Origin of the sequence: Clostridioides sp. ZZV14-6154 (genome assembly GCF_020657785.1) — a bacterium.
Taxonomy (GTDB): Bacteria; Bacillota; Clostridia; order Peptostreptococcales; family Peptostreptococcaceae; genus Clostridioides.
Genome location: NZ_JAGWCY010000002.1, coordinates 14,466 through 28,751 on the forward strand (window position 1 = coordinate 14,466; position 14,286 = coordinate 28,751).

A 14,286-nucleotide genomic window follows, 5' to 3' on the forward strand; every position below is an offset into this window, starting at 1 on the left:
AATTTTTATGTTATTTGCAATATTATTGACATAAAAATTCTCTTTTTATTTTGTTGCAATGAAGTTATTTTTACAATATCGAAAAAATCTATTACAGGAAAAATATGTATATTTTAAATCTATTAAAGCAAAAAGTGTTATTATTATAGTGTGTAGAGTGGTAAAATGTCATTAGATTACAAGTAGTGACAAATTTAATATTTATAGAATTTATATTTTTAGGAGGTTCAAATGAGTAAATATAATTTTGATAGACTTATAGACAGAGTCGGAACAGACTGTGTAAAGTGGGATTTTAGAACTAATTGTTCACCAAAATCGCAAAAAGATGGTTTACCTTTTTGGATTGCAGATATGGATTTTGAATGTGCAGAACCAATAATAGAAGCATTACATAAAAAAATTGACCACAAAATATTTGGATATAGTTCTAATAATAGTGATAAATACTTCGATGCAGTTTGTGGATGGTATAAAAGAAGATTTAACTGGGAAGTAAATAGAGACGATATTGTTTTTAGTCCTGGAGTTGTACCTGCTGTTGCTATTTTAGTAAGAATATTAACAGACTTTGGAGAAGGAGTAATAGTTCAAAAACCAGTATATTATCCATTTGAAGCAAAGATAAAAAGTAATAATAGGGAAGTTGTAAACAATTCTCTAATATATGAAAATGGAAGTTATAGAATGGATTACGCTGATTTAGAAGAAAAAGCTAAGTGTGACAATAATAAAGTACTTATTCTTTGTAGCCCTCACAATCCTGTTGGTAGAGTATGGAGAGAAGAAGAATTAAAAAAAGTTGTAGAAATATGCAAAAAATATGACTTATGGATAATAGCAGATGAAATACACTCTGACTTAATTCGAAAAGGATTTAAACATACTCCTTTACAATCATTATGCCCAGAATATAAAGAGAAAATAGTTACATGTATAGCTCCAAGTAAGACATTTAATTTAGCTGGAATGCAATTATCCAATATAATAGTGAATAATAAAGAGTTAAAGAAGAAGTATCAAGATGAAGTTACAGCTGTTGGAGTTGGTACTTCACCAAATCCTTTTGCTATTGTAGCTACTATAGCAGCATATAATGAAAGTGAAGATTGGCTTGATGAATTAAATGAATATCTAGATAATAATATAAAATTTATTGATGAGTATTTAAAAGAAAACTTACCAAAAGTTAAACTTGTTTATCCAGAAGGAACATATCTAGCTTGGTTAGACTTTACTGCTTATGGATTAAATGAAGTAGAACTTGAAGATTTAATGTTTAAAAAAGCCAATGTATTATTTGATGAGGGTTATATATTTGGAAAAGAAGGTATTGGGTTTGAAAGAATAAATGTAGCATGCCCACAGTCTCTATTAAAAGAATGTATGAATAGATTAAAAACTATATTTGAAAACTTATAAAGCATAGGTAAAAATTTATAAAGTATACAAAAAAATAAAAAATAATAAACTTGACAAAATTTAACTAATCACTTATCATACTATTATGAATAAATAGAAAACATAAAAGTTAACTTTTATTAAAGTAAAGATAAAATTTTATTAAAGTAAAGATAAAACTTTAAAGACGTTGAAAGGAAGAGTAGGTATAGAATGTAATTAAAGCGAGTTGGTGATGGTGTGAGACCAATATGAAGTCTATAGTGAAGAACATCCTGGAGTTGCTAACTGAAATTTTAAAAGAGTAGGCTTAGTCGGAACCAAACCGTTATCATATTGGGATGTATCGAGTAATATCTGTACATTATGAGCTGGGTTTGAATTTATTTCAAACTAATCAGGGTGGTACCGCGGAAAAGCAACCTTTCGTCCCTTTTTATAGGGATGAGAGGTTTTTTTAATGGAAAAATATATAAAATATAGGGAGTGAATAGTATGAGTACAATAATACCAAAAGATTATAAAAGTAGTCTAAATGTAATTGATACACAAGTAGCTATAAAAAAATTAAAAGATTTTTTTGAAATGAGATTGAGTAATGAGTTGAATCTAATAAGAGTTTCTTCACCATTATTTGTATTGCCTGAGACAGGGGCAAATGATAATTTAAATGGAGAAAAAGCAGTAAGTTTTGATATACCATTTATGGATAAAAATGCAGAAATTGTTCAATCACTTGCAAAATGGAAGAGATTAGCTCTTAAAAAATATGGTTTTGCAGTTGGAAGTGGTTTATATACAGATATGAATGCAATAAGAAAAAATGAAGAATTGGATAATATACATTCTTTATATGTAGACCAATGGGACTGGGAATTAGTTATAGAAAAAAGTAGCAGAAATGAAAAAACTTTAGAAGATGTTGTAAAAAGATTATATGGAGTATTTAAAGATACTGAAATATTTGTGTGTAGTATGTATGAAGGTATAAAAGAAATTTTACCAGAAGAAATAACATTTATAACATCACAAGAATTAGAAGATATGTATCCAGAGCTATCACCAAAAGAGAGAGAAGATAAAATTGTAAAAGATAAAAAAGCTGTATTTATAACACAAATAGGAAAGACATTAATATCAGGAGAAAAACATGATGGAAGAAGCCCTGATTATGATGATTGGGAATTAAATGGAGATATACTATTTTATAACCCTGTTCTAGATTCTGCATTAGAATTATCATCAATGGGAATTAGAGTTGATGAAGAATCACTAGATAGACAGTTAAAGCTTGCTGGATGTGAAGATAGAAAAGAATTTGATTATCATAAAATGCTTTTAAATGGTGAGCTTCCATATACAATTGGTGGAGGAATTGGTCAATCAAGAATATGTATGTATTTCTTGCAAAAGGCACATATAGGGGAAGTGCAAGTTGGAGTATGGCCACAAGATATGATTGAAAATTTTAGAAACGCAGGAATTGAGTTGTTATAATAAAAAATAAATTAATATTATTGTAAAGATTATAAATGATTTAAACTACTTAAGTCATGATATAACATTCTATATGTAAGCAATACAATTTAAATATAAAATAATTAATAAAATTTATATCTAAAATATTCATCAAATTAATTATATCGGTTATAATGTAGAGTAACCTATGATTATAAGAGGTGATGAATATGGAACTTTTAAAAAGAGCTATTGATATAATTTTAGATACTTTAAAAAAAATTTTAGTAAGATTTAAAAATGCTAAGTTTGGATTACTTTTTATATTTGATTTATTTAAACTACCAGACTTTATGACGGACAAAAGAATAAATATAATTAATAAGGTCAAAGTAGTTTCTGTATTAGTTTTTACTGTATCCTATTTTGTATCTGGGATTGATATAATACCTGAAATGCTCGCGGGAGTATTTGGATTTATAGATGATGCTATAGTATTAATTTGGAGTATAGGTATTGTGGATGAAGAAATTAATAAATACAGAATCATTGCAGAAAAGGAGAAACATTCAAATATAATTGAAAATGTAGAATTTTCTATAAAAGATGAAGAAGAATAACATTTTATAACTGTTATTCTTTTTTTTATTAACAAAAAATGGTTAAAATGTTGACGGAGAGATAAAACTCTATTATCATAAGAAGTGGGGATTCAATGATTGACAAAGTATTCAATGTACAAGAATACTTAATCTAAAAAAATTTATGGAGGGTAAAAGTTATGAGTAAGAAAAAGATAGGTTTAGTGCCTAAACTAATCATCGGTATCATAGTCGGTATTTTAATCGGAAGTTATGCACCAGAAATAATAGTTCAAATATTAGTAACAGTTAGTACTTTATTCTCAGCATTCTTAAAGTTTGTTATACCATTTATAATTATAGGATTTGTAACAGCAGGAATAGCTGACTTAGCAACAGGAGCAGGAAAGTTATTAGGAATAACTACAGGAATAGCATATGGTTCTACTTTAATTGCAGGAGTATTGTCATTTGCAGTATCTATGTTAATATTTCCAAATTTTATTGATGCAAGTGTAGCAAGTCAAATTGGAGACCCAGAAGCAGGAATGTTAGCACCAATATTTACAATTCCACTAGAGCCTATGGTAGATGTAACAGCAGCAATAGTGTTTGCATTTGTAATGGGGCTTGGAATATCAGCTTTGAGAAATCATGGAAAAGGAGAAGTTCTATTTAATTTCTTCCAAGAATTCCAAGAAATCGTAACGAAAACGTTGTCAACAGTAATTATACCTTTACTACCATTATACATAGCAGGAACTTTTGCGAATATAACTATAGCAGGACAAGTATGGACAATATTAGGAGTATTCTGGAAAGTTTATTTAGTAGTAATACCATTACACTTTGTATATATGGCATGTCAATTCACAGCAGCAGGAGCATTCTCAGGAAAGAATCCAATCAAAATGTTAAAAAATCAAATACCTGGATATTTAACAGCTATAGGTACTCAATCTTCAGCAGCAACTATACCAGTTAATGTTGGTTGTGCAGAAAACAATGGAGTAAGTAAGCAAATAAGAGAATTCGTTGTACCTCTTTGTGCAACAATACATTTATCAGGTAGTATGATATCTATAACAGGATTTACAACAGCAGTTTTAATGATGAATGGTATGCCACATGGAATCGATGTATTATTCCCTTACATTGCAATGTTGGGTATAGCAATGGTTGCAGCACCAGGAGCTCCAGGAGGTGCTATAATGAGTGCACTTCCTTTCTTACCAATGGTTGGAATCCCATCAGATGGTGGTCTTGCGAGCTTAATGATAGCTTTATACTTAACTCAAGATAGTTTTGGTACAGCATGTAATGTATCAGGAGACAATGCAATAGCAGTTGTTGTAGACCAAATAAATGATGGAATGAGCAAAAAAGGAAAACAAAGTGCTTAATTTCTTAATAAATAAAAATGAGTTATCTCAAAAAGAGATAGCTCATTTTTTTATAATTTATAATTATAAACCCTTAATTATTGTATTATTTGAACTATTTGTGCTAATCTGTATCTAGTCTTTTTCTATTTGAAAATTGTTTTAAGAGATGATATTAGTAATTTATTTTCATCAGGCTTTAGTATACATACTCTAAAAAAATATTCATCTAAACCTTCAAATGAGCAGCAATCTCTTATTATTATTTTTTGTGGAATTAGTTTTTCACGAAGGGATTTAGCTGTCAATTCATGAGTTTTGATTTTACATAATATAAAATTACCTTGAGTATCATATACATCTAGATTGTCTATGCTTTTAAGCTCCTTAAGTAAGTAATTTCTCTCAGTATTCATTAAAGAAATAGTATTAGAGATAAAGTTTGAATCTCTAAACATGATTTCTCCCATCTTAGAGGCCACTATATTGATATTCCATAAATCTAAGTTGTTATTTATTTTATTCTTAACATCATTATCAGATATAAGACCATATCCAAGTCTTATGCCTGGTGTTGAAAAAAACTTTGATGTTCCTCTTATAACAAATAAATTAGAATAATCATCGACTAATTGAGTAGAAGAGTATATGTTTGTATCAGTAAACTCTACATAAGTTTCATCAATCATTAAAAACTTATCTGTGTTTTTTAATAGTTCTATTATTTCTATTTTAGTAAATGCAAATCCAGTTGGATTACTAGGATTGCAGATTACAACTAAATCATAGTCTTTAGAATTAATAGTCTTTATAAGATTTTCTAATTCTATATGAAAATCATATTCTTCTTTAGCAAAATATTTATCTATAGAACAATTAATTTTAGATAGTTCTTTTTCATACTCTGAATAAGCAGGAGAAAGTAAAAGAGCTTGTTTAGGGTTAATTGTATGTATAAAAGATGAAATTAATTCTGTAGCTCCACTACCAAGTACTATATTATCTATAGAACACTTACAGTAGTTAGATATAGAAGTTTTTAAGTCTATGTAATCAGGGTCAGGATACATAGATACTATATCTATATTGTTTACAATGTATTGTTTGGCTAAATCTGATGTACCAAAAGGATTTATATTAGAACTAAAATCCATAAATTCTTCTTTTGAAAAGCCATACTTACTAGATAAACTATATAAATTAGCTCCATGGTTTGTGCTCATAAAAGTACCTCCAATAATAAAATTATATAATTAATAAAAATAACTGATTAATATATTTACATATAGATTATAATACAAAGGAATATTTATTCCAAATTTTTAAGAGAAAAAGCAAAAAAGTATGGATAAGCTGTTAATTTAGGTTTAAAAATGATGAAAAATATTTTAATTGATATTTTAGTATGCTATAATATATAGGTTAATAGATGGAAAGCGGGAGGATTCAAGATGTACAAAGTTACAGGAAAAATGTTGACAGAAGAACAGATAAAAGCAAAAGTTTATGAATTAGGTAAAAAAATAGAAGAAGATTTTAAAGGTGAGGATTTACTAGTAGTAGGTATCCTTAAAGGAGCTAGTGTATTTGTTTCAGATTTAATAAGATGTATAGATTTAGATGTAAATATAGATTTTATGAGTGTTACAAGTTATGGAAATTCAACAGAATCTTCTGGTACAGTTAAAATATTAAAAGATTTAGATGTAGATATTGAAGGAAAGAATGTGTTAATTGTAGAGGATATAATAGATTCTGGTTTAACATTAAGCAATCTAGTTGCAGCTTTAAAAACTAGAAACCCAAAATCTCTAAAATTATGTACTCTACTTGATAAACCTCAAAGAAGAAAAGCTAATATACCTGTAGACTATGTTGGATTTGTTATAGAAGATAAATTCATTGTTGGTTATGGAATAGATTATGCTGAAAAATATAGAAATTTACCTTATATAGGTATAGTTGAGGATGTAGAATAGACTTAAATGTGAATTAAAAGCACTAATCTCTGTAGGAGTTAGTGCTTTTTAATTAAGTATATAAAATTTTAGTAAAGGAGACATCGGTATGGATATTCAATTGAGTATATTATTATTTTTCCAGAGTTTAAGAAATCCAATTTTAAACTTTATATTTCTTGTATTTACAGTAAGTACAGAAGCACCATTATTGATATTAATTACAGCAGTTATATATTGGTGTATAAATAAAAAATGTGGACAAAAAATGTTGTTCGCGATAGTTGGAAATTTTGTTGTGAATCTAGGTATCAAAGAATTTGTAAAGGCTCCTAGACCAATAGGTATAAAAGGTCTTGAATCACTGAGAGTTTCTACCGCTGGAGGATACTCTTTTCCAAGTGCACATACTCAAACTGCAACTACATTTTGGGTTAGTGTTATGACTATATTTAAAAGAAACTATATACGTTTATTGGGTGCAGTGATGGTTTTAGGAGTAGGATTATCTCGACTATATTTAGCTGTTCATTGGCCTATAGATGTAATTGCTGGTTGGATACTTGGCATATTTTTTACAGTTGTATTTGTAAAAATATTTGACTATATCGATGATAATAAAAAATATATTTTTCTTGTAGCATTACTTATCCCATTTATATTAATAGCAATATTTCTAAAAAGCCCTGAATATTTTGAAAAATTTGGTATTCTAGTAGGGTTTGTATTTGGGTATATAGTTGAAGATAAATTTGTTAAATTTACTACAGAAAATAATAATAAAAAAATTAATTTTAGTAATAAAAATAAAAAGAGTAAAAACATGATATTTTCGAGAATTTGTAGGTTTTTGATTGGAATAGTCACAATAGGGATTTTATATGTTGCTATTAAAGTGTTGATTTCAATATTAATAACGACTTTAAATATAAGTGACTCTAGTATGAGTATAATTTTTATGAATTTTATTAAGTATACAGTGGTTGTTTTTTATGGAGTAGCAGGAGCTCCTGCATTGTTTAAAATTTTGAAATTAAATTAATTTAATTTGCACTATTGATAGATACTAATTTAATTTTAAGAAAATTTAAGGATAGAAAAGAGTGATTATTTGAAGAAAATAGTAGTAATAGGCGGTGGACCAGCAGGGATGATAGCAGCATCAACTGCATCTGAAAGAGGGTTTGATGTAACTTTAATTGAAAAAAATCATAAGTTAGGTAAGAAGCTTGCAATAACAGGAAAAGGTAGATGTAATATAACTAATGATTGTGATATAGAGGAATTAATAGAAAATGTTCCTACAAATGGTAAATTCTTATATAGTGCTTTTTACACTTTTACAAACGATGATGTAATAAGTATGTTTAATAATCTTGGAGTAAAAACTAAAACAGAAAGAGGAAAAAGAGTTTTTCCAGAAAGTGATAAAGCTTTTGATGTTGTAAAAGCTCTTGAAAAACAAGTAAAAAACAAAAAAGTAAATATATTATTAAACTCTAGGGTAGAAAAAATAATATCTAAAAATAATAAAATCGAAAAAGTAATTCTAAACAATAAAAAAGAAATCAAGTGCGATTCAGTCATAATAGCAACTGGTGGATTAAGTTATCCACTTACTGGTTCTACTGGTGATGGATATAAATTTGCTGTTTCGCAGGGGCATACTATTGTAGATACAAAACCATCTTTGATTGGTATAGAAGTTCAAGAAGGTTTTGTAAAAGATTTAGAAAAATTATCATTAAGAAATGTCGAGATAAACGTGTTTAATAGTAAAAAAAAGAAAGTGTATAATGATTTTGGAGAACTTGAATTTACTAAATTTGGTTTAGATGGACCTATAATAAAGTCTGCAAGTTGTAGGATGAAAGATACAACTAAAGAAAATTATACTATACTGTTGGATTTAAAACCTGCATTAGACGAAGAAAAATTAGATAAAAGAGTTCAAAAAGATTTTCAAAAGTATACAAATAAAAAATTTGAAAAAGCATTGGATGATTTGCTTCCTAAAAAACTTATACCTATAATAATAAATTTAAGTGAGATTTCTCCAGATACAGTTGTTCATCAAGTTTCTAGAGAACAAAGAAAAAATTTAGTTCATTTACTAAAAAATTTAAAATTTACAGTAAAAAGATATAGACCTATTGATGAAGCAATAATAACTTCTGGTGGAGTAAAAGTGAATGAGATAAACTCAAGTACAATGGAATCAAAATTGGTAGAAGGTTTATTTTTTGCTGGTGAAGTAATAGACATAGATGCATACACAGGAGGATTCAATTTGCAAATAGCTTTTTCAACTGGATATTTGGCAGGTTTTAATTGCTAAAAATTACCTGAATTAAAAATGTTTAAAATCACATAATATTATCAGCAACACAAAATAAATTAAACAGAAGGAAGGTAATCAACATGGCAAGTAACAATAACAATAACAAAACAGTAGTACCAGGAGCAAAAGAAGCTTTAAACCAAATGAAATTAGAAATAGCTAATGAACTTGGTATGAGTAATTATCAACAAGTTGATAAAGGAAACCTTACTGCAAGAGAAAATGGTTATGTAGGTGGATACATGACTAAAAAATTAGTTGAAATGGCTGAACAACAAATGGCTGGAAAAAACAACAGATAGTTAATAAATAATTATTTATAACTATTAGGCTATTGTTATAGCTAGAGCTATCTCAAATATAGAAAGTAATTTCTAAATTGAGATAGCTTTTTTTTATTAAGTTTTATATGTCGATATTTTTATGTAATAAATTTTAGAAATCTGGATAAAATAGTACAAATGAATATATTACATAAGGAGTGATGTAAAATGAGTAGTGTAAACTTTGAAGATTTAAAAAATAAATTTATTAATAGTGATTTAGATGAAAAAATAAAAATCTATACAACAACAGAAGGATTATCAGTAGAACAGTTTAAAGAACTATTGAAATATTATCCAATACAACACTTATCTAAATTAGAAAAAGCTCTTGGGTAATGTCATATAGAAATAAAAATTAAAAAGGCAATTTGTTTAATATAAAAAAATAGTTTTTATATTAAATAAATTGCCTTTTTATAATAAATTTATTTTATTATGCTTTTGATATATAATTATATATTCTCTCGTTTCCAAGTTCAATAGACCCAGTATTGATAAGTGTAATAATACCTTCTATATCCTTAGGAGTCAGGTACTTATATGGAATTGATAGATTATAACCAGTATCATGTAATAAATTTTTCAATTGAATTATCTGAGAGATATTAAAACATTTTATAGATTTAGTAGATTTTTTTCTTGAGTTAGACAAATTTTCATTTTGTATCTTTATTAAAGTTTCAATATAGTCTATATAAGATAACTTAAATTCATATTCATTTATTATTTTTTCATCAAGTATACTATTTATAAAATCTTGAGATAATATATTATCTGCAAATTTATCTGCTGTTAATTTTCCAGATGTAATACCTTTTTGGTATTTTCTAAGAATTTTTTTTGTATAGCAGTATATTTTATTTCTTGTTTCTAAATCTAGCTGTTCTATTTGCACAAAAACACTTCCTTTTAATTGTAAGAATATTTATTTTGAAAAATTTATACTTAGTCTATAAAGTTTTAATAATTTATTTACAATAAATACTAAATTATAAAATATTTGTTATTTTTTATTATTACCAAGTATAAAAAATATTATAATTGTAAAACTTACAAATATATGTAAAATATTTAGGAGTGATGAAAATGTTAAATGGGATAATAAAGCTTTTTTATTCTGAAATTGTAAAAACAAAGATTAATAACTTAGATTCAAGTGGATATTCATTAAGGGATGAATGTAAAGAAATTAGAAATATAACTTTAAAGATAGATAGTGTGTTTTTTAAACTTTTAAAGTTAGTTTTTGGTTCAATACTGCTTATTGTAGCATTCAATCTAAATTGGATATTAGGTATAGGAGTATTTCTAGTTGGAGTGGTGTATATTCTTTATAAGAGAAATATGGAAGAACAAGTGAAGGAACATATAAACAATGTAAAAAATAATATCGACATCTCTAAGATAACTTTTATGGATGAAAAGGGAAGAACAGGTCTAAATTCATTGATTACATTACTTCTTATAGGAATATTGACAGGATTTAACTGGATATTAGTTCTTAGTTTTGTCGTTGTTTTTGTTTTTACTATAAAGAATGTATGTTAAAATACTAATAAATAGTTTAATATATAGGGGGAGAAATTGAGTATGACTAATGGCAATTATAAAATGAAGAATTTAGTGGAAATATCTGCTATGGTGACTGAATCTACAGATTTTTTTAATATAAAAGATAAAATAATAGAAAAAATGTTAGAGGTTGTTCACCCTACAAAGGCATGTGTAAATCTATTTTATAAAAATGATTCTAAATATGCCTATTTAGTATGTTCACAAACCTTAGAGTATGTACCTCAAATTTTTCCAATCAATAGTCTTAAAGGTGCAAAAATTGATTTTGACACATATCCAGAATATATCCATGAAGCTGTAAATGAGAAAAAGATAATATATGTGAAAAATGTATTTGAAGATTCTAGAGCAGAAGGGGAACGAGATTTAGCAAAATCTGAAGGTTACATTGGTAGAATAGTTTTTCCTTTTATCATAAATAATGAAGTAGTTGGATTTATGACTTGCTTTTTGACAGAAGAAGATTTTCTAACAGAACAAGATATAGACTTTATATCTTCTGTTGCATCTCTCTTAAGTTTATCAATAGAAATAACTAATAAAAATAATAATGTACAAATTTTGGTTGATAAATTAAGAGGTTCAATAAGTGCTATAAATGAAGCTACTAAAAAATTATATCTCAATAAAAGTATAGATGGATTTTTAGAAAACTTAAGTAAACAGGCGTGTAACATTACTAATAGTAAAGAAGCTTTGATAATTATAACAGGTCATGGTAATAAAGATAAAATATTTAGCTGTTATAATACTGAGCATAAAAAGAAAACAAATTTATATCCTATGTTGGACAAGTTTGTAAATAAAGAATCCTTAGGAGGATATTTAAATAATTTAAAACCATGCTCACAAAAAGGGATAAACTTGGAAAGTTATATATATTACAAACTCCAAGATAAAAATGAGACTATAGGATGCATTGTTTGTGCAAACAGCAAAAACTACACGAGTGATGATTTAAATATCCTTAGTATATTATCTAAACAGGTTTTAGTTGGTATGCAGTTATATGAGCACAATGAAAAAGAAGTAAAGCACAGGATTCTTGAGAATGAGTTAAATATATTAAATAAACAGCAACAACTTATTATGGACAAAGGTAAAATGGATTGTAATGATGAAAAAGAACTTTATTTTTATCATAAACCAGCAAGAGTAGTAGGTGGAGATTTTTATTATGCTACAAAGGTAGATGCTGAACACATAGTTTATATTGTTGCTGATGTAATGGGGCATGGAATGGTTTCGAATTATGTTGTTGCAATGATAAAGGGTGCCTTTAAAGTGTTATGTAATCAGTATAAGACACCACAAGAAATAATGACAAATTTAAATAGGATGTTATATGATGAGTTTGACAAAATGGGAGTATTTACAACTTGTTTGATTGGTCTTATAGATACTAAAGAAAATATGATTACAGTATCTAATGCAGGACACTATAGCCCTGTAGTTGTAAAAAAAGATGGAACAATAGAAACTAACTTAAATTGTAAAAAGGGAATACCTATTGGGGTAATGGAAGATGCAACATATGAAAATAATATTCTTTCAATGGAAGATTATGCAATGGTATGTATGTATACTGATGGAATTTTAGAAATAAAAAATACATCAAAAGAAGAATATGGTATAGAGAGATTAGAAAACTTTTTAAAAGAAAATTTTAGATTAAATCATCAGCTGATAGTAGAAAATTTAAAATTAGATTTAAGAAACTTTTCATCAAAAGATAATTATGATGATGATATTTTAATCGTTATGTTAAAGGATAGGTAGATTGACTATGGGTTTAAATAATAAAATAGAACTTGAAAGTCCAGAAATTATAATAATAAATGGAAGTCCAAGAAATAATAAAAATTGTAGTTTTATAGCAAATGAAATAAAACTTAAATTAGAAGATAGTGGACTTAGTAGTAAAATATTCAATATATATGATATGGATATTGAATATTGTACAGCATGTGGATTTTGTAATAAGACAGGATATTGCAAATTTAATGATGATATGAAACCTCTATATAAAATGTTTGATGAATCAAAAGGGACTATAGTAATAAGTCCTGTACATTTTGATTCAATATCAGCTAAAGTAAAGACTGTTGTTGATAGAACTCAAGCTATCTATGCAAGCAAGTATATATTAAATAAGCCTTCAATTGATAGGAATAAAAAGCGTATAGGAATGTATATTGCAGTAGGAGGTAGTAAACCTTATGATTCACAATTTAAAGGTGGGCAAATAGTTATGGACTTTTTCTTTAAGAGTATAAATACTAAACTTTTACACAATATATATTTAAACAATACAGATAATATACCTTACACAGATAATCAAGAATTTAAAGACACTATATCTAAGAGTCTAAAAGCGTATATTGATTCAATATAATTTGATTTTGTAAGTAATATTATGTATAATTGTATTGCAATAATTTAAAAATAATTAAAGGAGGGAATTTCAATGAAATTACCAATAGCATTATCTAATAAACATGTTCATTTGAGTCAAGCTGATATAGACGTATTATTTGGAGCAGGTCATGAATTAACTAAATTTAAACCATTATCTCAACCAGGACAATTTGCCTGTGAAGAAAAAGTAGATTTAGTCGGTCCAAAGGGGACTCTAAAAGGAGTTAGAGTTTTAGGGCCAGCTAGAGCTCAAACTCAAGTTGAGATTTCTTTAGCAGATGGATTCCCATTAGGAGTAAAAGCTCCAATAAAAGAATCTGGTGATATAGCTGGAACTCCTGGGGTTAAATTAGTAGGACCAGCTGGAGAAGTTGAAATGAAAGAAGGAGTTATAGTTGCTTCTAGACATATACATATGAGCAATGAAGACGCTGCTAAATTTGGTGTAACTGATAAACAAATAGTAAAAGTTAAAACATCTGGACCAAGAGCATTAGTATTTGAAAATGTATTAGTAAGAGCTAGTGATAGCTTTAATTTAGAAATGCATGTTGACATGGAAGAAGGAAATGCAGCAGGCGTTAAAAATGGAGATTTAGTAGAATTAATAGTTGATTAATTTTATATATGAAATTAATGCTAGTGAATATTTTGTTTACTAGCATATTTTTTACTGTAATAAATTTCTATATTATAAATTTAATCTATTAGATTAATTTATAATATAAAGGGGTATTATGAAAATTATAATAAAAACTTACAAAAATATGATGTAATATGGTAAAATTAATATATAAAATTTATATATGATGAAGAAGGTTCTCTTACTCCTAATATTAATATATA

At 26.9% G+C, this 14,286-nt stretch carries 15 protein-coding genes and 1 other annotated feature; of the genes, 13 read left to right on the plus strand and 2 right to left on the minus strand.

The genetic code is table 11. The features are described from left to right. The first annotated feature begins 231 nt into the window (after positions 1-231). From KGF45_RS06595 to KGF45_RS06610, 4 genes are all read left to right on the plus strand, one after another. Positions 232-1,422, plus strand: coding sequence for a MalY/PatB family protein (locus KGF45_RS06595; protein WP_227829215.1), 1,191 nt, complete (start codon positions 232-234; stop codon positions 1,420-1,422). Between the two features lie 160 nt (positions 1,423-1,582). After that, positions 1,583-1,838, plus strand: a binding site (T-box leader). Positions 1,839-1,896: 58 nt separating this feature from the next. Continuing rightward, positions 1,897-2,898: an aspartate--ammonia ligase gene (asnA, locus tag KGF45_RS06600; protein WP_227829214.1), complete on the plus strand. Its 1,002-nt coding sequence runs from the start codon at positions 1,897-1,899 to the stop codon at positions 2,896-2,898. A 191-nt stretch (positions 2,899-3,089) separates the two neighbouring features. Continuing rightward, entirely contained in the window at positions 3,090-3,479 is a 390-nt protein-coding gene (locus KGF45_RS06605; protein WP_227829213.1) for a YkvA family protein, read from the plus strand. A gap of 161 nt (positions 3,480-3,640) precedes the next feature. After that, on the plus strand, positions 3,641-4,843 hold the full coding sequence (locus KGF45_RS06610) for a dicarboxylate/amino acid:cation symporter (protein ID WP_227829212.1): 1,203 nt from the start codon (positions 3,641-3,643) through the stop codon (positions 4,841-4,843). 125 nt (positions 4,844-4,968) lie between these two features. On the opposite strand, the gene KGF45_RS06615 is transcribed toward KGF45_RS06610, so the two are convergent. After that, a complete protein-coding gene (locus KGF45_RS06615) occupies positions 4,969-6,045 on the minus strand; it encodes a pyridoxal phosphate-dependent aminotransferase (RefSeq protein ID WP_227842018.1) in 1,077 nt (358 codons plus the stop codon). Between the two features lie 228 nt (positions 6,046-6,273). On the opposite strand from KGF45_RS06615, the gene hpt reads away from it, so the two are divergent. The 5 genes from hpt to KGF45_RS06640 all read left to right on the plus strand — a co-directional run bounded on the left by hpt (position 6,274) and on the right by KGF45_RS06640 (position 9,783). Next, on the plus strand, positions 6,274-6,801 hold the full coding sequence (hpt, locus tag KGF45_RS06620) for a hypoxanthine phosphoribosyltransferase (protein ID WP_227432377.1): 528 nt from the start codon (positions 6,274-6,276) through the stop codon (positions 6,799-6,801). An 88-nt stretch (positions 6,802-6,889) separates the two neighbouring features. Continuing rightward, entirely contained in the window at positions 6,890-7,822 is a 933-nt protein-coding gene (locus KGF45_RS06625; protein ID WP_227842019.1) for a phosphatase PAP2 family protein, read from the plus strand. Between the two features lie 69 nt (positions 7,823-7,891). Continuing rightward, positions 7,892-9,118, plus strand: coding sequence for an NAD(P)/FAD-dependent oxidoreductase (locus KGF45_RS06630; RefSeq protein WP_227829209.1), 1,227 nt, complete (start codon positions 7,892-7,894; stop codon positions 9,116-9,118). 83 nt (positions 9,119-9,201) lie between these two features. Then, positions 9,202-9,423 carry an alpha/beta-type small acid-soluble spore protein gene (locus KGF45_RS06635; protein WP_227432380.1) on the plus strand — a complete coding sequence of 74 codons (222 nt, stop codon included), beginning with the start codon at positions 9,202-9,204 and terminating at the stop codon, positions 9,421-9,423. 189 nt (positions 9,424-9,612) lie between these two features. Continuing rightward, positions 9,613-9,783, plus strand: coding sequence for a hypothetical protein (locus KGF45_RS06640; protein WP_227829208.1), 171 nt, complete (start codon positions 9,613-9,615; stop codon positions 9,781-9,783). Positions 9,784-9,880: 97 nt separating this feature from the next. Here KGF45_RS06640 and KGF45_RS06645 read toward each other — a convergent pair whose 3' ends face one another. Further along, the gene (locus KGF45_RS06645; protein WP_227829207.1) at positions 9,881-10,342 is read right to left on the minus strand and encodes a hypothetical protein; all 462 of its coding nucleotides are present in this window, start codon (positions 10,340-10,342) and stop codon (positions 9,881-9,883) included. A 191-nt stretch (positions 10,343-10,533) separates the two neighbouring features. Here KGF45_RS06645 and KGF45_RS06650 point away from each other — a divergent pair, with 191 nt between their 5' ends. The 4 genes from KGF45_RS06650 to pduL all read left to right on the plus strand — a co-directional run bounded on the left by KGF45_RS06650 (position 10,534) and on the right by pduL (position 14,059). After that, positions 10,534-10,995: a hypothetical protein gene (locus KGF45_RS06650; protein ID WP_227829206.1), complete on the plus strand. Its 462-nt coding sequence runs from the start codon at positions 10,534-10,536 to the stop codon at positions 10,993-10,995. Between the two features lie 42 nt (positions 10,996-11,037). After that, on the plus strand, positions 11,038-12,801 hold the full coding sequence (locus KGF45_RS06655) for a GAF domain-containing SpoIIE family protein phosphatase (protein WP_227829205.1): 1,764 nt from the start codon (positions 11,038-11,040) through the stop codon (positions 12,799-12,801). 7 nt (positions 12,802-12,808) lie between these two features. Further along, a complete protein-coding gene (locus KGF45_RS06660) occupies positions 12,809-13,417 on the plus strand; it encodes a flavodoxin family protein (RefSeq protein ID WP_227829204.1) in 609 nt (202 codons plus the stop codon). Between the two features lie 72 nt (positions 13,418-13,489). Then, positions 13,490-14,059, plus strand: coding sequence for a phosphate propanoyltransferase (pduL, locus tag KGF45_RS06665; RefSeq protein WP_227829203.1), 570 nt, complete (start codon positions 13,490-13,492; stop codon positions 14,057-14,059). Positions 14,060-14,286: the final 227 nt, after the last annotated feature.

Excerpts from the sequence above, each read along its gene's own strand:
- KGF45_RS06650 (WP_227829206.1), top strand. The coding sequence starts at position 10,534 with ATGTTAAATGGGATAATAAAGCTTTTTTATTCTGAAATTGTAAAAACA.
- KGF45_RS06610 (WP_227829212.1), top strand. The coding sequence starts at position 3,641 with ATGAGTAAGAAAAAGATAGGTTTAGTGCCTAAACTAATCATCGGTATC.
- hpt (WP_227432377.1), top strand. The coding sequence starts at position 6,274 with ATGTACAAAGTTACAGGAAAAATGTTGACAGAAGAACAGATAAAAGCA.
- KGF45_RS06595 (WP_227829215.1), top strand. The coding sequence starts at position 232 with ATGAGTAAATATAATTTTGATAGACTTATAGACAGAGTCGGAACAGAC.
- KGF45_RS06655 (WP_227829205.1), top strand. The coding sequence starts at position 11,038 with ATGACTAATGGCAATTATAAAATGAAGAATTTAGTGGAAATATCTGCT.
- pduL (WP_227829203.1), top strand. The coding sequence starts at position 13,490 with ATGAAATTACCAATAGCATTATCTAATAAACATGTTCATTTGAGTCAA.
- KGF45_RS06640 (WP_227829208.1), top strand. The coding sequence starts at position 9,613 with ATGAGTAGTGTAAACTTTGAAGATTTAAAAAATAAATTTATTAATAGT.
- KGF45_RS06605 (WP_227829213.1), top strand. The coding sequence starts at position 3,090 with ATGGAACTTTTAAAAAGAGCTATTGATATAATTTTAGATACTTTAAAA.
- KGF45_RS06635 (WP_227432380.1), top strand. The coding sequence starts at position 9,202 with ATGGCAAGTAACAATAACAATAACAAAACAGTAGTACCAGGAGCAAAA.
- KGF45_RS06660 (WP_227829204.1), top strand. The coding sequence starts at position 12,809 with ATGGGTTTAAATAATAAAATAGAACTTGAAAGTCCAGAAATTATAATA.
- asnA (WP_227829214.1), top strand. The coding sequence starts at position 1,897 with ATGAGTACAATAATACCAAAAGATTATAAAAGTAGTCTAAATGTAATT.
- KGF45_RS06615 (WP_227842018.1), bottom strand. The coding sequence starts at position 6,045 with ATGAGCACAAACCATGGAGCTAATTTATATAGTTTATCTAGTAAGTAT.
- KGF45_RS06625 (WP_227842019.1), top strand. The coding sequence starts at position 6,890 with ATGGATATTCAATTGAGTATATTATTATTTTTCCAGAGTTTAAGAAAT.